Origin of the sequence: Zhongshania antarctica (genome assembly GCF_014202945.1) — a bacterium.
GTDB classification, from domain to species: Bacteria; Pseudomonadota; Gammaproteobacteria; order Pseudomonadales; family Spongiibacteraceae; genus Spongiibacter; species Spongiibacter antarcticus.
Genome location: NZ_JACHHW010000001.1, coordinates 197,798 through 218,441 on the forward strand (window position 1 = coordinate 197,798; position 20,644 = coordinate 218,441).

20 protein-coding genes are annotated in these 20,644 nt (G+C 50.5%); 8 read left to right on the forward strand and 12 right to left on the reverse strand.

Annotation, left to right across the window (positions count from 1 at the left end; genetic code table 11):
* Positions 1-4: 4 nt before the first annotated feature.
* The 4 genes from HNQ57_RS00905 to HNQ57_RS00920 form a co-directional block, all read right to left on the reverse strand.
* Positions 5-217, reverse strand: a complete 213-nt coding sequence (locus HNQ57_RS00905) for a DUF4266 domain-containing protein (RefSeq protein ID WP_184460756.1) — start codon at positions 215-217, stop codon at positions 5-7.
* Positions 214-717, reverse strand: coding sequence for a TlpA family protein disulfide reductase (locus HNQ57_RS00910; RefSeq protein WP_184460757.1), 504 nt, complete (start codon positions 715-717; stop codon positions 214-216). Before HNQ57_RS00910 ends, HNQ57_RS00905 begins: the two co-directional genes overlap by 4 nt.
* 144 nt (positions 718-861) lie before the next feature.
* Positions 862-3,009: a 3-hydroxyacyl-CoA dehydrogenase NAD-binding domain-containing protein gene (locus HNQ57_RS00915; RefSeq protein ID WP_184460758.1), complete on the reverse strand. Its 2,148-nt coding sequence runs from the start codon at positions 3,007-3,009 to the stop codon at positions 862-864.
* A 99-nt stretch (positions 3,010-3,108) separates the two neighbouring features.
* Positions 3,109-4,317: an acetyl-CoA C-acetyltransferase gene (locus HNQ57_RS00920; protein WP_184460759.1), complete on the reverse strand. Its 1,209-nt coding sequence runs from the start codon at positions 4,315-4,317 to the stop codon at positions 3,109-3,111.
* Positions 4,318-4,673: 356 nt separating this feature from the next.
* On the opposite strand from HNQ57_RS00920, the gene HNQ57_RS00925 reads away from it, so the two are divergent.
* A complete protein-coding gene (locus HNQ57_RS00925) occupies positions 4,674-6,236 on the forward strand; it encodes a long-chain-fatty-acid--CoA ligase (protein WP_184460760.1) in 1,563 nt (520 codons plus the stop codon).
* Positions 6,237-6,317: 81 nt separating this feature from the next.
* On the opposite strand, the gene HNQ57_RS00930 is transcribed toward HNQ57_RS00925, so the two are convergent.
* On the reverse strand, positions 6,318-8,717 hold the full coding sequence (locus HNQ57_RS00930; RefSeq protein WP_184460761.1) for a TonB-dependent receptor: 2,400 nt from the start codon (positions 8,715-8,717) through the stop codon (positions 6,318-6,320).
* Between the two features lie 295 nt (positions 8,718-9,012).
* Here HNQ57_RS00930 and HNQ57_RS17765 point away from each other — a divergent pair, with 295 nt between their 5' ends.
* Genes HNQ57_RS17765 through HNQ57_RS17775 form a run of 3 tightly spaced genes read left to right on the forward strand, consistent with a single transcriptional unit; the run spans position 9,013 to position 9,849 of the window.
* Positions 9,013-9,363, forward strand: a complete 351-nt coding sequence (locus tag HNQ57_RS17765) for a hypothetical protein (RefSeq protein ID WP_226968260.1) — start codon at positions 9,013-9,015, stop codon at positions 9,361-9,363.
* Positions 9,364-9,394: 31 nt separating this feature from the next.
* On the forward strand, positions 9,395-9,535 hold the full coding sequence (locus HNQ57_RS17770) for a hypothetical protein (protein WP_244966081.1): 141 nt from the start codon (positions 9,395-9,397) through the stop codon (positions 9,533-9,535).
* A 29-nt stretch (positions 9,536-9,564) separates the two neighbouring features.
* The gene (locus HNQ57_RS17775) at positions 9,565-9,849 is read left to right on the forward strand and encodes a cation:proton antiporter regulatory subunit (protein ID WP_264299229.1); all 285 of its coding nucleotides are present in this window, start codon (positions 9,565-9,567) and stop codon (positions 9,847-9,849) included.
* A gap of 24 nt (positions 9,850-9,873) precedes the next feature.
* Here HNQ57_RS17775 and HNQ57_RS00940 read toward each other — a convergent pair whose 3' ends face one another.
* From HNQ57_RS00940 to HNQ57_RS17780, 3 genes are all read right to left on the reverse strand, one after another.
* Entirely contained in the window at positions 9,874-10,794 is a 921-nt protein-coding gene (locus HNQ57_RS00940; protein ID WP_184460762.1) for an alpha/beta hydrolase, read from the reverse strand.
* A 72-nt stretch (positions 10,795-10,866) separates the two neighbouring features.
* On the reverse strand, positions 10,867-11,340 hold the full coding sequence (locus HNQ57_RS00945) for a hypothetical protein (RefSeq protein WP_184460763.1): 474 nt from the start codon (positions 11,338-11,340) through the stop codon (positions 10,867-10,869).
* Between the two features lie 308 nt (positions 11,341-11,648).
* Positions 11,649-11,804 (reverse strand): EthD family reductase, encoded by a 156-nt coding sequence (locus HNQ57_RS17780; protein ID WP_226968258.1) that lies wholly within the window; start codon positions 11,802-11,804, stop codon positions 11,649-11,651.
* Positions 11,805-12,007: 203 nt separating this feature from the next.
* On the opposite strand from HNQ57_RS17780, the gene HNQ57_RS00955 reads away from it, so the two are divergent.
* From HNQ57_RS00955 to HNQ57_RS00965, 3 genes are all read left to right on the forward strand, one after another.
* The gene (locus HNQ57_RS00955; RefSeq protein WP_184460764.1) at positions 12,008-12,550 is read left to right on the forward strand and encodes a DUF2058 domain-containing protein; all 543 of its coding nucleotides are present in this window, start codon (positions 12,008-12,010) and stop codon (positions 12,548-12,550) included.
* A gap of 148 nt (positions 12,551-12,698) precedes the next feature.
* Positions 12,699-14,846, forward strand: coding sequence for a DNA helicase RecQ (gene recQ, locus HNQ57_RS00960; protein WP_184460765.1), 2,148 nt, complete (start codon positions 12,699-12,701; stop codon positions 14,844-14,846).
* A gap of 121 nt (positions 14,847-14,967) precedes the next feature.
* A complete protein-coding gene (locus HNQ57_RS00965) occupies positions 14,968-15,921 on the forward strand; it encodes a GAF domain-containing protein (protein ID WP_184460766.1) in 954 nt (317 codons plus the stop codon).
* A 64-nt stretch (positions 15,922-15,985) separates the two neighbouring features.
* On the opposite strand, the gene HNQ57_RS00970 is transcribed toward HNQ57_RS00965, so the two are convergent.
* Together HNQ57_RS00970 and HNQ57_RS00975 are read right to left on the reverse strand one after the other, a co-directional pair.
* Entirely contained in the window at positions 15,986-16,699 is a 714-nt protein-coding gene (locus HNQ57_RS00970; protein WP_184460767.1) for a YebC/PmpR family DNA-binding transcriptional regulator, read from the reverse strand.
* Between the two features lie 82 nt (positions 16,700-16,781).
* Positions 16,782-17,201, reverse strand: a complete 420-nt coding sequence (locus HNQ57_RS00975) for a DUF3010 family protein (RefSeq protein WP_184460768.1) — start codon at positions 17,199-17,201, stop codon at positions 16,782-16,784.
* A 707-nt stretch (positions 17,202-17,908) separates the two neighbouring features.
* Between HNQ57_RS00975 and HNQ57_RS00980 the strand changes: the two genes are divergently transcribed.
* On the forward strand, positions 17,909-18,829 hold the full coding sequence (locus tag HNQ57_RS00980) for a glutaminase (protein WP_184460769.1): 921 nt from the start codon (positions 17,909-17,911) through the stop codon (positions 18,827-18,829).
* A gap of 56 nt (positions 18,830-18,885) precedes the next feature.
* Here the strand turns inward: HNQ57_RS00980 and efp are convergent, their stop codons facing one another.
* Positions 18,886-19,458 carry an elongation factor P gene (gene efp / locus HNQ57_RS00985; protein WP_184460770.1) on the reverse strand — a complete coding sequence of 191 codons (573 nt, stop codon included), beginning with the start codon at positions 19,456-19,458 and terminating at the stop codon, positions 18,886-18,888.
* Positions 19,459-19,508: 50 nt separating this feature from the next.
* The gene (gene earP / locus HNQ57_RS00990; RefSeq protein ID WP_184460771.1) at positions 19,509-20,642 is read right to left on the reverse strand and encodes an elongation factor P maturation arginine rhamnosyltransferase EarP; all 1,134 of its coding nucleotides are present in this window, start codon (positions 20,640-20,642) and stop codon (positions 19,509-19,511) included.
* Positions 20,643-20,644 lie beyond the last annotated feature (2 nt).

The window sequence follows — 20,644 nt, forward strand, 5'->3', positions numbered from 1 at the left end:
ACGTTTAATTGCAGCCACAGCCACCACCACCGGCGCTGGCAGCCCCGCTGCTAGCCTCTTTACTGAAGTAGACATGATTGCGCTGGCTGGCGCTCAAGCTATCAGGATCCCAGGCCATTTCGGGCCGGGCCAAATAACCACGATCCCACGCTTGCAAGGGCTCTACTGCACAGGCCGAGAGCAATAGCGCTGTTACAAAAAGGAATAGCAATTTCATGATTTTTCCTCGGCCAACAAGGCCAGCACAATTTCTCTTAGGCGAGCCCCATCACCGGGCCGAAAGCCCTCGTGAACATGGCGGACAACACCCTGGCGATCAATGAGATACGCACTCGGCATGCCCTTTAGCCCGAAAAGCTTCGGCAATTCCTGCTCGGCATCATAAATTAAGGGGTAGCTGACAGGCCGAGATTGCAAAAACCGCTTTGCATCGCGGATATCGGCGTCCACATTCACCGCCAATACCATAAAACCTTGGGAATTGAACTCTTGATACAGGCCTTCTAAGGTCGGCAAGGACGCGCGACAAGGGCCGCACCAAGAGGCCCAAAAATCCAAATACACCAATTGACCGTGAAAATCAGCCAGCTGAATTTTGTGTACAGCGCCCAACGCCGGCGCAGAAAAATTCGGCGCTTTTTCACCGACCTGCAAAGCCAGTGCCGATTGCAAAAAAAGTCCCACAAAAGCCAGTGCCAAGGCGACGCTACGCAGCATACTGCTACCCCGCTTATCATTATTGTAAAGCCAGTATAAGCGAACATAGCGCGCCGCGCCGCCATTGTTATTGTTCTTTGCCGCCCTGCGCTGCTTTAAGCCGCCACTTTCTATTTGGCGACTTAAAGCCGTAAGCTTTACTCGCTAGGCAAACAACTCCCCTTTTTCGGCCTTATCGAGCAGCACTTGCGGTGGCTCAAAGCGCTCACCGTATTTCTCGGCGAGCACGGCAAGGCGAGTAGCGAATTTTTTCAGGCCGTAGGTATTAATGAACTGCAGGACACCTCCGGTATGGGGCGGAAAGCCAATCCCCATGATCGAGCCAATATTGGCGTCGGCCACGTTATTCATTACACCTTCTTGATAGCAACGCAGCGATTCCACAATCTGGCGAAACAAGAGCCGATCTTTAATATCATCGCTGGGCAGGCTAACAGCCTTGTTATAGTGCCAATTGTAAACTTCCGGCCAGAGGAATTTTTCACCGTCGGTAGGATACTCATAATAGCCGCCGCCGTGAAAACGACCTGCACGACCAAACTCGTCAATCATTCTTTTGGCCAAGCGGTAAGACGCCGTATCTACGGCATAATTATCACCTATACGCTTATCTAATTCGCGATTGGTTTCTATGGCCTTCACCGCTAGCTGCTGGCTAACTTCGTCCTGCACTGCCAATGGGCCAACTGGCATACCAATGGCTTTACCTAGGTTTTCGATCACCACCGGATCAACACCTTCTTCAAACAGTAAAGCCCCCTCATCAATATAGGTAGCGAATACTCGAGAGGTAAAGAAGCCGCGAGAATCATTAACAACAATTGGGGTTTTCTTGATTTGCTGGCTGTAGTCAAAGGCCCGCGCCAAGGTTTCGTCGGAGGTTTTATCGCCGACAATAATTTCCACCAGCGGCATTTTATCGACGGGAGAAAAGAAGTGAATGCCGATAAAATTTTCTGGTTTTATTGAAGGCTCGGCAAGCAAGGTGATTGGCAAGGTTGATGTGTTGGAGCCCCAAACACCATTCTCGGCCAACATGGGCTCTAATTCCTGAGTGATCTTATGTTTGAGATCAACATTTTCAAACACCGCCTCAATAATTAGATCACAGCCGCGCAATGCATCGGCTTGTGCAGACGCAGTAATTAAATTTAACACAGCCAGCTTTTGCTCTTCGCTCATGCGGCCCTTGACCACGCGTTTGCTAAGTAATTTATCGGTGTAGGCCTTGCCTTTATCTGCAGCGTCCTGGCTTATATCCTTTAATACCACCTCAATCCCGGCCATTGCCGAAACATAGGCGATGCCCTGCCCCATCATTCCCGCGCCTAAAATACCAACTTTTTTAATCTTAGACTTAGGCACCGCTTTCGGCCGGCTGCCACCGCCATTGACCTGATTCATTTGCAGAAAGAAACTCATCAAGTTTTTGGCACTGGGCTCGGTTAGCAAACTTATAAACGTGCGCGTCTCGACCAATTGCGCAGTATCAAAATCCAAACGCAGGGTACTGGCGATTACATCCAAAATCTTAATCGGCGCCGGCACAAGGCCCCGACTTTTCTGGAAAATCATGGGGTTCGCACCCTGAATCATTTGCGAAATAGCCGGTTTACGCAGGTCACCACCAGGGATTTTAAAGCCCTTAATATCCCAAGGGTTCTGCGCTTCGGGGTTCGCCTTAATCCAAAGCTTAGCCTTCGCCATCATGTCGTCTACGTCGCTGGCCAATTCATCGACAAAGCCATTACCCAGAGCTTTTTGGGCATTAAAACGAGTTCCCTCTAACAAGGGCATAATCGCTCGTTCAACACCAAACTTACTCACCAAACGCACCACACCGCCGCCGCCGGGCAACAGGCCCAAGCTTACTTCGGGCAGGCCGAGCTGCACCGTTTTACTGTCCAATGCAACGCGATAGTGACAGGCTAAACAAATTTCATAACCGCCGCCAAGCGCAGCGCCATTAATTGCCGCGACCACCGGTTTGCCAAGTTTTTCAAGTCGGCGCAGTTGTGATTTAATACTGAGATTGGTTTCGAACATGATACGTTCGTCATCGCCCGCCTCAATAGTCAACATACTTTTAATATCGCCACCGGCAAAAAAAGTGCTTTTGGCGGAGCTAATGATCACCCCAGCAATACTGTCGCGCTCAGCCTCAAGGCGATCGACGGTCGCACCCATTAAGTTGAGGTATTCGTCGTTCATCGCATTTACCGGGCCACTCATGTCCATAGTGACGGTTACGATATTGTCGCTGTCTTTTTGATAATCAAATGTGCCTGTCATTGCTATTTCATCCTGTCTAATTTGCTCAGGGCTTAAACCGCGAATTCGAGATACCGGCCTATGGCCACGTACATCTCTTGTCTTTTGCAGCAAGCCGAATTAAAGGCGTTCAATAATTGTTGCGATGCCCATACCGCCGCCCACACACAGAGTAACCAAGCCAAAGCGCTTATCGCGGCGCTCCAATTCATCGAGAACCGTGCCCACCAGCATGCCACCAGTCGCACCCAGTGGGTGACCCATTGCAATCGAACCGCCATTTACATTTATTTTTTCCCAAGGAATATTGGTGTCTTGTTGAAAGCGCAGCGCGACTGAGGCAAAGGCCTCATTAATCTCAACCAAATCGATATCTTCGATTTTCATTCCCGCTTTCTTCAACACCTTCCATGTCGCAGGTGCCGGGCCGGTGAGCATGATTGTAGGTTCTGTTCCGGTCACGGCTGTGGCCACGATACGACCACGGGCTTTAAGCCCTATTTTTTGGCCTGCGGCAGCGCTGCCTATAAGTACCGCCGACGCACCGTCGACAATACCCGAGGAGTTACCCGCATGATGGACATGATTTACTTTAGCCACTTGGGGGTATTTGCTTATAGCGATATCATCAAAACCCATGCCGCCCATCATGGTAAAAGACGGCCGCAAACTGGCTAGGCTTTCGATAGTCGTACCCGGTTTTATAAAATCATCACGCTGTAAAATCGTCATGCCATTAACATCTTTTACCGGTAAAACTGAGCGGTCAAAATAACCTGCATCCCGCGCTGCAGCCGCCTTAGCTTGAGAGCCAACTGCAAATTCGTCGAGGGTAGTTCGACTGAAACCGGCTAGCGTCGCGATGAGATCCGCGCCAATGCCTTGCGGCACAAATGCCGTGTCGGTGGCGATTTGCGGATCTTCAGCCCAAGCACCGCCGCTGCTGCCCATCGCCACGCGGGACATACATTCAACACCACCCGCTACGACTAACTCTTCCCAGCCCGAGGCTATTTTCATCGCCGCCAAATTAACCGCCTCAAGACCCGATGCACAAAAGCGATCTAGCTGCACACCAGCGACAGACTCGGCCCACCCGGCCTTGAGAACCGCTGTTTTAGCAACACACGCGCCCTGCTCACCCACGGGGGTAACGCACCCAATCACCACGTCATCAACTAAACTGGTATCAATATCATGGCGATCACGTAAACCATTTAACAGGCCTGCCAATAAATCCACCGGTTTTACCTGACTTAAGGGCGACCCCATTTTCCCCTTCGCCCTTGGTGTGCGCACGGCGTCGTATATATAAGCTGTGTTACTCATGTTAGCGTCCCATTTATGTAGCGATTTTTGACATGGTGTAAAAGTACATAAGATTGCCCCCCTCTCAGTGTAATGACAATGATATGCCATGACAGCAGATAGACATTTAGTTACAAAGTTTTCCGTTTTAAACCACGCCCGCGAACTCAATGGCACACAGAGCAATTTGACGGCAGCTGGGGAACAAGCTAAATATGGCCGACTAAGCCGAGAAAAACCGCGGACTTTATTGTCTTCAGCCGCCACTAATTCCTCCGCCGCAGCTCAAACGTGTCAGCTAGGGCTGGGCATAGCTCACGTTGCGATTTAAAGTAGATCGTAATAAAAGCAATGGCGCTTTACGGAGACAGACAGGCATGCTGATACATCAATTTTTCGACTACCACAGCCAACGAAACCCCGAGCAAGCGTGCTTGTTATTTCAAGGACAAACTCTTAGCTACGCTGCGATTGCCGCGGAGTCACTACGTATTGCCAATGGCCTACGCACCCAAGGTATTGCGAGTAATGACCGGGTTGCCATTCTCTGTGAAAACTGTCCCGAAGTTTTAGCTATCGTTATTGCATGCAGTCGTATCGAGGCAGTGGCCGTGCCACTAAATTACCGTCTGGCGGCGCCGGAAGTTGCCTATATTCTGAATGACGCAAAAGCTAAAATTTTATTCGCCCCCGACATGGCGCTAGTCGACTTACTCGGTAAATTACGGCCACTGGCTGACGCGGCTCTACCCGTTATTGCGGCGAGCGCGGATGGTGTCGAAAATTGGCAGCACTGGCTTAGTAAATGCGCCAGTACGCCGGTTCTCGGCGACGATATCAGCGCCGATGCTGGGATACTTCAGCTGTATACCAGCGGCACCACTGGCAAACCTAAGGGCGTTGTCACCAGTCAGCGCAATATCTTTGCCCTGTACACGTCGGCTTCGACCTCACTGAAAAATAAAGCTGGGCCAGGAACTCGCGATTTGGTTTGCGCACCGAATTTTCATATTGGTGGCATTGGCACACTGCTGTTACCAATTCTTGCCGGCGCGACGGTGGTATTACACGCCAGTTTTAATCCGATGGCTGTGGTTGACGATTTAGAAAATCATAAGATTGACAATATGTTTATTGTGCCCGCCATGATCATGGCCATACTCGACTACGTACCCAATGTTGAGCAGCGCGATTTCGGCTCCCTGCGCCAACTGCTGTACGGCGCCTCCCCTATTAGCACCGGTCTGCTAGAACGCGCACTAAAAATATTCAAATGTGACTTTTATCAATGCTATGGCATGACTGAAACCACCGGCACCATTGTGTCCCTCTCGCCGGAAGACCACAGCCGAGCGCTGAACGGCCAGCCTGAGCTGTTACAGTCTTGTGGTCGGCCCCAAGCCGGCGTTGAAGTTAAGGTTGTCGACACCAGCGGCAACACCCTCGCCTGCGGCGAAACGGGTGAGCTCTTAGTTCGCTCCGAAGCAAATATGCTGCGCTATTACAATCGTGAAGCCGCCACCGCCGAAACATTGCAGGACGGCTGGATACACACTGGCGACTCGGCGATTATTGATGAACACGGCTACATTTTTTTACGTGACCGCATTAAAGACATGATCGTCAGCGGCGGTGAAAACATCTACCCCATCGAAATTGAAAACGTGCTAAGCCAACACCCCGCCGTCGGCGATGTTGCTGTGGTTGGTGTGCCTTGTGCTAAATTCGGCGAGGCGCCACTCGCTTGTATTGTGTTAAAACCCGAGCAGAGTTTGAGCGAACAGGAAATGGTCGACTTTTGTCGCGAGCAATTGGCCGGCTATAAAATACCCCGCCAGCTAAAAATCTTTGAGGTGCTGCCCCGCAACCCTTCAGGCAAACTACTGAAAAAGGATTTACGCGCGCCGTTTTGGGCAGATCATGAACGCGGTATAAATTAGTTATCAAAATAAAAATGAAATAGTACAAGGCAAAAAAGGTCACTCCGCCCCAGAAGGGCACGCGGCTGGCTAAGCAATAGTTTAAAATTCCCCGCGCAGCGTAATGCCGTACATCCGGGGTGCGGCAACATAGGCATTGTGGTCATCCCGCGAGCCAGAAACCCCGCCCTGTAGCGGGGTGTTAAAATGCTGCGTAACATAGCGTTCGTCGCTGCAGTTTTGGCACCAGATATTCACCGAAATTCCACTGCTATTTGAAGCGAGCCCCAAGGTCGCACTGTATTCAATCTGAGCATCGCGTTTTTCATTGTTGGCAGGGTTAGTAAACTGCTCACCCGAGTAACTGCTGGCAATTCGACCCCGCAGCGACAGGGTGTCACTTATCGGTTGATCCATAGTCAACGACACATTGCCGACAATTTCTGGGGCTTGGGCGAATTCGCGACCAGACAGAATGCCAAGGGATGCAATATCCAGTGCCTCAGATTCACCAAAGCGGGCCTCTGGCAGCCAGGTCATATCAATAGCTAACGTAAATGCGTCGCTGAGAACAAATTGATTCTCCACTTCAAGGCCGTACACTTCGGCGTCGGGAGAATTCAAAATACCAAAGGCGAGGCCGTCAAAAGTGGCGACTTGCAGATCGGTAAGTTCATTATAAAATATGGCAAAGTTACTACGCGCGCGGCCATCAAAGTAATCGGTTTTTAAACCTAGCTCATAACCGTCGACAAATTCCGAGGCATAACGAGGATCATTGGGTTCTTGGTCACCCAAGGCCGCCGAGCTTGGCTCTTCGGCATTGTCACCCACTTTACCCGCCGCCTGGTTGTCGAGATTTACCCCGCCAGATTTATAGCCGCGACTAAAGGACAAATAACTCATGGTGTCGTCGTTAAACTGATATTGCAGGGCTATTTGGCCACTTATCGCGGAGTCAGTATAACTTTCATTGTACTCAGGACCCGGTTGCGCGCCCAGTACTCGGAAAGGCTCCAAGGCACTATCGCGGAAGAAGCGGCGATACATCAAGCCGGTTTTTTCATCTTGGGAATAGCGTACACCCGCGGTCAAACTCAACTGGTCGCTAATATCCAGACTTAAATGCATAAATGCCGCGTAGGATTCACCGGTGCCAGCCATGTGAATATCACTAATCAATCCTGTTGGGGCATCTAGGACATTAATCAACTCGTAAATTGTCCAAGTCGTTTCGTTTGGCGCGCCGGCCTCAGTCGATGGCACGTAGACGTTTAGGTACTCCTGAGCTTGCTCACCCCAATATAATTGATGATCAGCCTCAATAATTTCATCGGCATAATAAACACCCAATACATAGTTAGCGCCTACGAAGGGACCAAGATCAGTAAACTCCCCCGACAGTGTAAATTCCTGAGAAAAAATATCGGTCGACAAGGTTTCGTTGATCCCGAGAATACTCGCGCCACTAAAGTCGGCGTCCATACCACTCTGGGCGATATTCCAGCTCCGATAGGCGGTCACCGAGCCAATAGTGGCGACGTCGCTAATAAACCACTGGGTGTTTAGGACAACACCTTGGTCTTCAACACTTTGCGCTGGGGCCTCACTAATAACCTGCTGGTAATCCTCGAATTTAGCCGAGGGCGTGCGCTTGCCGTTACGCCGTGTTAATTCATCGATGTAGGCCTGCATGCCGCCGTCAACATCATCCATTTGCCCGTAACAGCAGTTGGCATCTTCCTGCGACCAGTCGGCAATTAAACGCATACTGAGGTTTTCGGTCACTTCAAAAAGGAGCTGCGCCTTCAATGCACGAGGCGCGCTGTCATTGTAATTACCACCATTGGGATCTTCGATAAAGCCGTCTTTCCTGCCCCACAAGCCCGCCACCCGCAATGCCGTCTTATCGCTAAGCGGAGTATTAAAGCCGCCCCGCACCAGCTGCTTGCCGTAATTGCCAAGGGTGAGTTCGACATCACCTTCACCTCCGTCCAAAGACGGCGCCTTACTATTAATAATCAGCGCACCAGCCGAGGTGTTTTTACCAAATAAGGTTCCCTGGGGTCCGCGCAGTATTTGCAGGCTTTCAATATCTAACCAGTTTTGCATCGCTTGACCGGCACGAGTGCGGTATACGCCATCAAAGAACACGCCTACCGCGCCCTCAAACGAGCGATTATTACCCACTGTGCCAATGCCCCGGATAAAAATATTGGCGCTATTGGCGGGACTGTTTGTCACGTCAAATTTAATACTGGGCGAGATCGCACTGATATTACCTATACTATCGACTTGAGCATAAGCCATGTCTTCCGCTGTGGCGGCGGTCACCGCCACGGGCACGTCTTGCATACTCTCGCTGCGTCGCTGGGCGGTCACCACTATTTCTTCGAGCTGCCGACTCTGCTTCTGCTGAGCGATAAGCTCGCTTGGCACCATTGTGCTACTTACCGCTAATACTGCTGAGTACAAGGGAAGGAGTTTATTTTTATGAAGCATTCGTCACTCTCATCGTGTCGTTATCTTGTGGGCACGGCATATGGAAGTAATGCTGTTTTTAGCAGCATGCCAAATCGTTGCGGCTATAATCCTCAGATTCAAGACAAAGCGATTGATTAGATACGCCAGTTATTGTTTTAACGTACCGCGCTACGACGAGTTACTGAGCAAAAGTTGGCCCTTCGGTCTGGCGATTTTTTCAATAGAGCATGTGTCAATTGTCCACGCGATAGTTGGCCTACATTGTAAGTGCGCCGTATATGCCTAACACCAATAAGTACTTGGAGCACCAATTATGAAACTTGCGATCTTGTCCTGTCGCCCCAAGAGTTACAGTACCAAGCGGCTAAAGGAAGCTGCAATACAACGCGATCATGATGTTAAAGTCCTCGACCTCTACTATCGTCAAAAGCGACTAAGCCACTACGATGCGGTATTACCTCGTATCGGTGCTTCGATCACTTTTTATGGCACTGCCGTCGTGCGCCAATTCCAGGAAATGGATGTATTTTGCGCCAACACCGCCCACGGCATTAGCAATTCTCGAGATAAACTTCGAAGCTTACAAATATTGAGTCGCCATCAGATTGGTATTCTCCGAACGACTTTTGTGCGAGATAAAAAAATATGTTTTACCGGCCATTGAACGTGTCGGCGGGGCACCAGTTATCATTAAATTGATCGAGGGGGCGCAAGACATTGGTGTCCTGCTGGCAGAGTCGGTAAAGGCCGCTGAAGCTATAATTGAGCTGCTGCAGAGTCAAAAACAGAATGTGTTAATCCAGAAATTCGTATCGGAAAACAAAGGCAAAGGCTAACGGTTAGCAAAGGTTATGGTGTAAACGAAATCTATGTACCCGAAGGTTCTAAATTTGTGGGCAGTGCGATTCAAGGCACTAATTTACGAGAACAGGATATTAATGTGCTGACACTGTACCGCGGAGCTAAAATCATCCCGAATCCGCGAGCCGATCGCATTTTAGAACCGAATGACAAGCTGCTTTGCTTTGGTAAAATGAATTCCATGCGCGATATGGTGCCCGCTAAACCACGGCGTCGACGCAATCCGAAAATTACTGAGCTGCCGCCCAACCTAGCCGAAGCTACGAAGCCGGAAGACCTCGGAGATTAATTTAGGCTTTCGCGACGCTCACCGTCACACTTCAATCGCTCGCTCAGCTTGGCGGCCAAACAACGCCGCGAGCCAGGCACAAATTTCCATCATGCCCTCTTTGTGAAGGCGCGTCGGGCCCTGTAAACCAATAAATCCGTGGGTGGCGCCGGGGTAGAGACTCTGAGTCACCGCAACGCCCTGCTCCGCGAGTTTATTAGCATAGGCAATCCCTTCATCCTTAAGCGGGTCGCGCTCGGCGGTAATGACTAGCGCAGGCGGCAAGCCACTTAGATCGTCAACCGTCAACGGTGTCGCTAGGGGGTGGCGAAGCTGACCAGCCTCGAGGGCCCTACTGTTTGCGAAGTAACTGTCCCAAAACCAAATCATAATTGACCGCGTCAATACCGGACCTTGCGCGTTTTCTGTATAAGAAGCCGTAGCCCGTACATAGTGATCCGTGACCGGGTAAATCAAAATTTGGCCTTTCACCAGTCCAGGCATTTCACTACGCGCCTGAATAGCCGTAACCGCCGCGAGATTCCCCCCAGCACTATCTCCCGCTAGGACAATGGAATCAGCACGCCCGCCGTAAAGTGCGATGTGCTCGGCGACCCAAGCAAGCGCCGCGAGACAATCATCAGGCGCTGCGGGAAAGGGGAACTCCGGCGCGCGCCGGTAATCAACTGCCACGACAATGGCATCACTGCGATCACATAAATCCCTGCACATTGGGTCGTAGGTTGCTAAATCACCAATTACCCAGCCACCTCCATGAAAATACACCACGACCGGAAATGGTCCATCGCCAGGCGGCAAATACAGCCGCAGCGGGATGTGCTGGTCTGACTGCTCAACGGCAAGATCCAATACCGCAATGTGCTTCGCGGTTTTCCCTGCCCACGCGAGTCGCGCTGACCCCCTAATAAAAGTGCGAAATACTGCCGTTTTAATCTTATTTTTCATCGGCCCACCATGGCTCGTTTATATTGGTTCTGGATACTAATTAGTGCTGGCTACGAATCACTCCAGGGCAATTCACTCAGTTGGCGATAAGGCACCTGAGCTGACGTCGCGGCCATTACCGCCGTCGCGAAGATAAAGCTTACTGCACACCCAACCGTCCGGCGTATAAAACCCCCACTTGCGAATTTTCGGGCCTGTAATAAAAAGCGTTAAGCTGTCTGCTGACTTTAGCAGTAAGCGGTGCGGCGCGCGCCCCAAGCGTGCGGTCAAGGTACCAGTAGGCAAGACCCGTTCGCCGCTGGGCATTTCTTCAAGAATTTCGCCACGCAGCACCATCGAGTAATTAAACAGCCAGGGATGATCATGGAGGTTTACGTCAGGGTCATTGCCGGTGACGTGGTGCAGATACACATTAAACAGCCGGTTGCGCGGCAATACGTGCCAGCGCCGCAGGTAATCGGTGCCGATCACCTTGGTCGGCCGTCCTTGCGTAATTTGCTCTGCTTTAGCCTGTAGGCGAGTAAGTAAAAAAGCCGGTACGCGCATAAACCCCTGTCTCTAGTTTGAAAACTGCCCGCATAGTATCACCACAAGCGCCTTGCTGAAAAACCACTCTTGAGCCATAGAGACAAATACGCCGCAGACCAAATCTTGGATCAATCCAGAGAGACCGGCTACACAGCCATCATTGCATCAAAATGTGGGACAACTTCACTTATTTAGATCTGCGGGACTTGATCAGTGTAATTTGGTAAATCCGCCATTATTTTACCGACATGAGGTAAGAAACCCGCCTGGAACTCATCAATAGACACACAATACCAATGGCCCATCGCAATATTCAGTGGTGGGATTCAGGCACCCTCACCCACCAAACCCCGATCGATGGTATAGGACAAGCAGTAATCCCCCATTAGCTCTTTGACCATCGGAAAATGCTGATCGCGGTAATAGGCATGGTCAAACCGCGCTCCCGGTGACTTGGGGTACATCACACTGACTTTAATCATTAACTCACTCCTTGTAAGTATTCGTCCAATACTAAGCCCAACTGCGGCATAACCGCGAGGCAAACTAATAAACCACTTAGCACCACCCGCAGTTTTCCGCAGCAAGCGGCGGCTTTCAGCAAGTGCTTTTAAGAAGTTTTTCCAAGCTCTGGCGGCAATAATCCCTTAGAATGAGCGCATCCTCAACACTCAAGAGGCCTGGCATGGCATCCTTACAAGAACAGCTACTCAAAGCGGGTATGGTCGACGAGAAAAAGGTCAAAAAACTCAAGCAGGAAAAGCGCAAACAAGCGAAGCAGCCCAAAGGCACCGTAGTCGTTAACGAAAGTAAGGAAGCCGCACAACGGGCACTAGCAGAAAAGGCTGAACGCGACCGTGAACTCAATCGCTTACGTCAGGCCGAGGTCGAGAAAAAGGCAATTCAAGCGCAAATCATTCAGCTGATCAGCCTAAATCGCATCGACCGTAAAAAAGGTGAGATTGCCTATCAGTTCACCGACGGCAAAAAGATAAAAAAGGTGTTTGTCGACAGCCTGCTGCAGACCCAATTAGTTAAAGGCATTATAGCCCTGGTTAAACTCAAAGACGGCTACGAACTGGTGCCCGCTACTATCGCTGACAAAATCGCCCAGCGCGACCCGTCGGCTATCTTGGTACACAACACCAAATCAGCCAGTACGGTTGCGGCAGTCGAAGAAGATGACCCCTATGCGGCCTATCAAATTCCAGACGACTTGATGTGGTAAAACAAAATAACCGCGCCCGGCACCGAGACATTCAGCCATTAGCCGCACGGCGCGGCCGCTAGGTAATTAGTCCCGTTTTCTGCGCTAAAAGCAGCGCAACCACCACTGCCCGTGGTGTATTTCAGAGGTCGACATCCAAAACACTGACATGAACACAGCTAATCACGCCGATATCAGCCCCAGCAAAAGTAGCGCGCTGCACGTCCTGCAAAGCGTTTACGGCTATGAGTCTTTCCGCAATCAGCAGGCCGATATTGTCGACCATGTAATTCAAGGTGGCGACGCCCTGGTGCTGATGCCGACCGGCGGTGGTAAGTCCCTGTGTTTCCAAGTGCCCGCGCTCGTGCGTGAAGGCACCGCCATTGTGATTTCGCCCTTAATCGCCCTGATGCAGGATCAGGTTATGGCGCTGCGCCAAAATGGTATAAAAGCGGCCTTTTTAAACTCTAGCCTCAACGGCATGGAAGTGAATGAGGTCGAAAATCAGTTGATGAACGGCGAGCTGGAGCTACTCTATATTGCCCCAGAGCGGCTGATGATGCCGCGCATGTTGCAGCTACTCGACAATGCGCCGCTATCCTTGTTCGCTATTGATGAGGCCCACTGCGTATCCCAGTGGGGCCATGATTTCCGCCCCGAATACATCAAACTAACCATACTTCACGAGCGTTTCCCCAATACGCCGCGTGTCGCGCTAACCGCCACCGCCGACGGCCCTACCCAGCGAGAAATTATTGAGCGTTTGTCGCTGCACAATGCGCAAGTTTTTAACGACGGCTTCGACCGCCCCAATATTCGCTACCGCATTACTGAAAATCAGGGCACTGCGCGGGAGAATTTACTGCGCTTCATTCTCAATGAACATGAGGGCGAGGCTGGAATCGTCTACTGCCTGTCGCGCAAAAAGGTCGACGAAATCACGCTTTGGCTCAGCGGCAAAGGCATGACCGCCCTGCCCTACCACGCTGGCATGAGCAATGAGCAGCGCCAGCAACATCAGGAGCGCTTTCTGCGCGAAGATGGCGTGATTATTGTTGCCACCATCGCCTTTGGTATGGGCATAGACAAACCCGATGTCCGCTTTGTTGCCCACCTCAACCTACCCAAAAGTATAGAAGCCTATTATCAGGAAACCGGCCGCGCCGGCCGTGACGGTCAGCCTGCTGATGCGTGGATGGCCTACGGCCTACAAGACGTGATTACCCTGCGCCAAATGCAGGGCAATTCCGGCGCCGAAGAAAGCCGCAAACGGCTTGAGCAGCACAAACTCGACGCCATGCTCGGCCTCTGCGAACTCACCACCTGCCGTCGGCAAGCGCTGCTGCGCTATTTTGACGACGACTACGACCACGCCTGTGGCAACTGCGATAACTGCCTGACGCCCCCCGAAACGTGGGACGCGACGGTGGCCGCCCAAAAAGCCCTGTCTTGTGTTTATCGCACCGGTCAGCGCTTCGGGGTAAGTTATTTAGTAGACGTGCTGCTGGGTAAAGAAAACGAACGCATCAGCCAGTTTGGTCACGATAAAATTTCGACCTTCGGCATCGGCGGCGAATTGAATAACACCGAGTGGCGCACGCTGTACCGGCAAATTATTGCTCGAGGCTTATTACGGGTCGACGTTGAGGGACACGGCAGTGTTCAGCTTACCGATACCGCAAGACCAATCCTGAAAGGCGAAAGCCAATTAACCCTGCGCAAAATGGTTAAAGTCAGTAAGAGCGAACGTCGCAAATCCAAAGCTTACACCGGCACGGGAAATGCGGTCCTCTGGGAAGCCTTGCGCGAGCACCGCAAGACGCTGGCCACCGAGCAAGAGATTCCCGCTTATATGATTTTTCATGACGCCACCCTTGCCGAAATGGCCGAGCGCCAACCCCAAACCCTCGAACAGCTGAGCCGCGTGTCCGGGGTTGGCGAGAGCAAACTCGCCAAGTACGGCGCAGGCTTTCTGGCGGTAATTCTCGCCAACCTTAATACGCAAACCGCGGAAGACATCAACGACACCGCCGCCACCAGTATCGCCATGCTAAAGCAAGGCAAGGACCCGGAGGCCATTGCCGGAGAACGCAGCCTCGCCATCACCACTATTTATGGCCACCTCTGCCAAGGTATAGCGAGCGGTGAACTCAATATCGGCGATGTTGTCACATTAAGCGATGCCGAGCTCAAAGAAATCCAATTTGCCTTTGAACACAGTGAAGACGGCAAAATAAAGCCGGTCTATGAACTGCTGGACGGCGAGTACGACTACAACATACTTAAATGCGTAAAGGCGACCTTACACGCCATATGAGTCTTTGCCTGCGGATTTCAATTAGAATTGCGATAGACCCCCGCGACAAATACAGGCAAAACCTTATAAAGTCTGCTTAACTTACTCTAAACTCAGCTATTACAGCGCTTAAGGATACTTAGTGAAATCGCCAGATCTACCCAAAAATGAAAAATCACGGCTGGCCGCCCTCAGTGCTCTTAATATTCTGGATACCCCGCCAGAAGACCGCTTTGATCGTCTCACTCAAATGACCAAGCAAATTCTCAACGTGCCCGTTGCCGTTATCAGTTTGGTAGATGAAAATCGCCAGTGGTTTAAATCATGTATTGGCTTAGACGTAAGTGAAACCCCTCGCGACATTTCGTTCTGTGGTCACGCCATTAATGGTGACGACCTTTTTATTATTCCCGACGCGAGTCAAGACGAGCGTTTTGCCGATAATCCTCTGGTAGAAAACGACCCAAAAATCCGGTTTTACGCAGGCTGCCCTCTCAAAGCATTGGACGGCAGCAAGCTCGGTACGCTGTGTATTATCGACCAACAGCCTCGCCAGCTGAGCGCAGAACAGCAGCACACACTGAAGAATTTTGGCGCTATTGTCGAACGAGAGCTATACGCTATTCACTATGCAACCCGTGACGTACTCACCAATATCAATAACCGCGACGGTTTTATTTTACTCGGCCAGCAGCAAATGAGAGTTGCAGAACGCCAAAAAACGCCCATGACAGCAATATTCTTGGAGTTGCGGACGTCATTTTTTGACAATGACTTAAATATCAACATGGATAATGTCATTCGCTTATTTAGTGATAATGTTACGACAACACTGCGCGACGCCGATTTATTTGCCCGACTCAGCGACCGCCGGTTTGTGATTTTGCTGAACAATACCGGCGCTGATCAGGCGCCAGGTTTTATCGAACGACTGAAAAAAACATGCCAGCAAGCCCACAGCAACGGTGATAAGGCCGCGCCGTTTACTGCAGTGAATATCGAGGTAAACACCTTTACCCACGTCACGATTGAATCGCTCGTCGTCGAAGGTGAACAATTATTAAACGATAAGCTTAAGCAGAGGGGCCTTAAATAACGACCCCAGACGAATTGTTTAGCGCCAGAGCTATTGATATAGCACAGGCCAGCGAGCGCTGGCCTTACAACGCGACGTTGTGAAAAACGTTTTGCACATCATCCAAGTCGTTGAGCATATCCATAAACTTCTCAAACATCGGCATGTCTTCATCGTCGATGGTTGTGGTGGTTTGGGGCAAAAACTGAATTTCGGCCACATCAAAGTCACTTACACCAAATTCAATCAGGGCTTGCTGAGCTTTGAAGTAATCAGTATTGGGTGCAAATACCGAGATCTTGCCATCTTCATTCTCTATATCTGTCACATCCACATCCGCATCCATTAGCGCTTCCAGCACACCCTCTTCATCGTCACCGGAAAACACAAAAATTGCCGAGTGATCGAACATATGACTAACACTGCCCTGAGTGCCAATTTTACTCTTAGTCTTGGTGAAGCACAGCCGCACATCACCAAAAGTGCGGTTTGCGTTATCCGTTAAACAATCGATAATCACCATGCAATTGCCTGGGCCATAACCCTCGTAGCGCGACAGTGCAAAATCTTCGCCGCCACCGCCTTTCGCTTTATCGATGGCTTTTTCAATAACGTGGGTGGGTACTTGGTCTTTTTTCGCGCGCTCAATCATCCCGCGCAGGGCCAGATTACCTGTGGGGTCTAGCCCCCCAGCTTTGGCACACACATAAATCTCACGACCGTACTTACTATAGACTTTGGCCTTGGCATCTGAGGTCTTGGCCATTGAATCTTTGCGGTTTTGGTAGGCTCTGCCCATTGCGCTGCTCCGCTTTATTAACAAAGAGCCTGATTTTACAGACCGAGGTTTAGATAGGGAATCTTTTCGTGGAATTAAAGACCTACATATGCGCCGCATAAGCAACGGTAAATGCCCCTTCTTGGAATCCCTTCAAGCCTGTATCGGCAAAGGGTATGACCAAAGGGTTTTCCGCCAGCGTCGCTTTAATTTCGCTTGGCGTTAGTAATCGCACCTCAAGATTGGCCATCAACTGCAGCGCAGCCTCTAATTTAAAACTAATAGCGCCGCCAGCAAACTTCCCTTTGGGCATCCGCCCTCTAATCGCCACCGAATCGACTTTATAGTCGCCCATGAGCTGAGCAAATGCCTGCTGAAACTGCAATAAATCATGACGCGTGTGATCTTTCGGTAAACTTAGCTTCCGTACCCGACACTCCGGCAAATTAAACTGCTGCTTGTCATAGTTCAGTAAACAGACAACGGCGTCATTGCCGGTCAATTCAACACCACAAATTTTCATTAATATTCCTTGGTTCAGCGGCTTTTAGCACACTTTTTGGGGCAGGTATGTACAGGATTCAGCCAGCATTTTTCATATAGCAGTGGCACTTGTTAGCAAAACAAGCACAGCCAACACAAATCAATATTTGCGAGAATATCATTAAATACCGGCGAGCACTGACAAATACCGTTAAAGATACGTGCAGGCCGAATTATAGAGAGGTTCTTAAGCGCTTAGACCGGAAACAATAAGCTGAATGATCGGTATTAGCACTAGAATGGCAACTGGGTGCCAGGACTGGAGCATACGACTGGGCGACGAGATTTTTTCGCGGCCTGCATTGTCTAAATTGCGACTGAAAATCATATCGAAATATACCTCCGACGAAGTAAGTGAATTACTCACCGAGAAAACTGTATAGTGCACTCACGACAATTCATCAGCGCATTGGCATTCTGCCGCCTTATCGCCTCCCTAGGTATAGTGGATAGTAACTTTTGTGGGCTGAGTCACAGGATTTAGATCAAAACTAAGCGTATTCGTTATATTAACGCCAAGTATGCCCCCACGCTGAACACGCATGGCAATATTCAGTCTAGAAATAGCTGCCGCAAGCTGTGCACAGCGAATATAATAACCGTACCAACGCTTATGGGTGGTGAGCTCTGCAGGTGTTCTGCCTCCATCTAAGACTTACTCTGATTCCGACACAACAACACAAAGCCATGCAAGATATTATCGACGACATCTGTGCCACCATGAAAGATCGCAGCGAACGCGGTCAGGTAGCAAATTATATCCCCCAGCTCGCCTGCGTTAATCCAGGCCAATTTGGCATTAGCGTAGCTCTACCCAACGGACAGGTATTCAGCGCGGGTGACGCCGCCACCTTATTTTCCATCCAGAGCATTTCCAAGCTATTTACCCTCACTATTGCCTTGGGCAAGCTCGGCGATGCCGTGTGGTCAAGAGTGGGCAGGGAGCCTTCCGGCGACCCGTTTAATTCCATAGTTCAGCTCGAGCATGAAAGCGGTAAACCCCGCAACCCCTTCATAAACGCCGGCGCGATTGCCATAGTTGACGCCATTATGATGGGCCACCAACCCAAAGAAACCCTCGCCGAAATACTGCAATTTGTGCGATTTATCGCCAATGACAGCAGTATTGGCATCGACGAGAAAGTAGCTCTATCTGAACTTCAAACCGGCGACCGCAATGCGTCACTAGCGCATTTCATGGCATCTTTTGGCCGTTTTAAAAACCCTGTCGATTGCGTACTCGGCACCTACTTCCATCACTGCTCGATTAGTATGAGCTGCCAACAATTGGCGCAGGCAGGCCTGTTTTTGGTCTCTGACGGTATCAATTTAAGCACCGGAGCAAGAGTTGTTTCGGCCCAGCGAGCGCGACGTATAAATTCACTCATGCTGATGTGTGGTCACTACGACGGCTCGGGTGAGTTTGCCTATCGCGTCGGTTTACCCGGCAAGAGTGGCGTAGGCGGCGGCATTCTTGCGGTTGCACCAGGGAAAGCTTCTATTGCTGTATGGTCACCCGGTTTAGACAGTATTGGCAACAGCAAGCTGGGCACCGAGGCGCTAGAAATGTTAGTTCAGCGCACCGGCTGGTCAGTATTTGGCCATTAACCACGCGGGCATAAAAAAACCGACACAATGGCCGGTTTTTTAGCGTTACATACCGCTTAAACAGGGGCTTTAGCGCGACATTTGTACTCGCCGTTGCGAGTATCAATCTCAATCCAGTCGTCGATTTCACAGAAATCGGCCACTTTAACCACCGTGCCATTACTCAATTGCGCAGGCTTCATTACCTTGCCAGAGGTATCGCCACGGGCGGAACCTTCGGTATAAACAATTTGGCGGACAATTGTGGTCGGCAGATCAACTGAGATCACTTTACCTTCAAAGAATACGGCTTCACATTCGTCGGTCATGCCATCGACGATATAGGGCAAAACGCTTTCAATATCCTCAGCACTCAATTCATATTGGTTGAAATCTTCGTCCATGAACACATAGACGCCGTCGGCGACATAGGAGTAGTTCACGGTAATTCGGTCTAGAATGACCGGCTCAACCTTATCTTCTGACTTGAACACCGTCTCAGTAGAAGAACCACTCAACAAGTTTTTGAGCTTCATTTTAACGATGGCGCTATTGCGACCAGACTTAGTGAATTCGGCTTTTTGAACTAGCCAGGGCTGGCCCTCGATCAGCATCACGCTATTGGGCTTCATTTCTTGTGCGGTTTTCATACTTGCATCCGAAAAAGGATTAATGGGATGCCATCAATTGCGGCTGCGTATCATAACCAGTTTTGGTGAAATTGCACTAGTGAATCAGCAAGATTTTCTACTGTCATCTGCCGACCACACCAACGCTCTGCATGGCCCGTCAGCGCTGGCGCTGCGCCAATCAGTTCAAAGCAGCTAACAGGGCAATTTTGACTCTGATTCCATGCTAGCCAGCAAGTCTTCACGGCCAACTGCAAGTCAGGGGGTAAGCCCTCGCAATAGCGCTGTAAAAAAGCATCTAACTTGATTAAATGCGCACCCTCCTCCTGAGGATAAATATGCCAAATAAAGGGCCGCCCAGCCCATTGCGCGCGAACAAAAGAGTCCTCACCCCGCACAATATTAAAGTCACAAACCCATAGTAGTCGGTCATAATCGTCCTGACTGAGGAAAGGAAGCACCTGAATACTCAAGGCGCCGCGCCGGTAGAGGCGGCCAACGTGAATACTGGCTACGCCCAAGTAGTTTGCCAGATCAGGAAGGATTCGACCTTCCGGAACGAGTATATGAGAAGGCCTTTCCGCACCAACCAAGCTCGCCAGCCACGTCGATAAGCGTCTATTCTCATAAGAAAACAGTGAGATTAATTGACTACCTGGCGACCAATGAACGCCAAGATCTTGTAAAAAACCAGCCTTGGCCACCTCGCGCGATTGAAAGTCCTGACGCCGCTGTATGAGACCGGTTTCCCGCAACAGCCCACCAGTTTTCGGTGTAAATCCCGGAAAGAAGAAATACTTCGCTAACGTATTTTCCTGCAAAGACGGCAAGCCATGGCAGCCCTCAACCCAAGCCTCCGCACTTAAATATTCCAAATTTAACCACAGTGGAGGTCGCTCACGCGCAGTCATGGCGACAATATATTGCCCGGGCAACTCGCAGCCAAACGCCTCAATAACCACCTCTGCGGCTTCAACACCCGAACAATCTTCAGGCCAGCGGTGAATTGCGACGCCGCAATGATGTTGAACACGAAGGTTGGGGTCACCAGCTGGGTAAATGCGGCAAAAAGCCGCAATATCATCAAGCCACAGCCGCACTTCAAGCCCTTGTTCTGCGGCCAATTGCCGCGCCAAACGCCAGCTCACGCCAATGTCACCGTAATTATCGATAACTTTACAGAAAAGATCCCAGCGATTGGGCATAA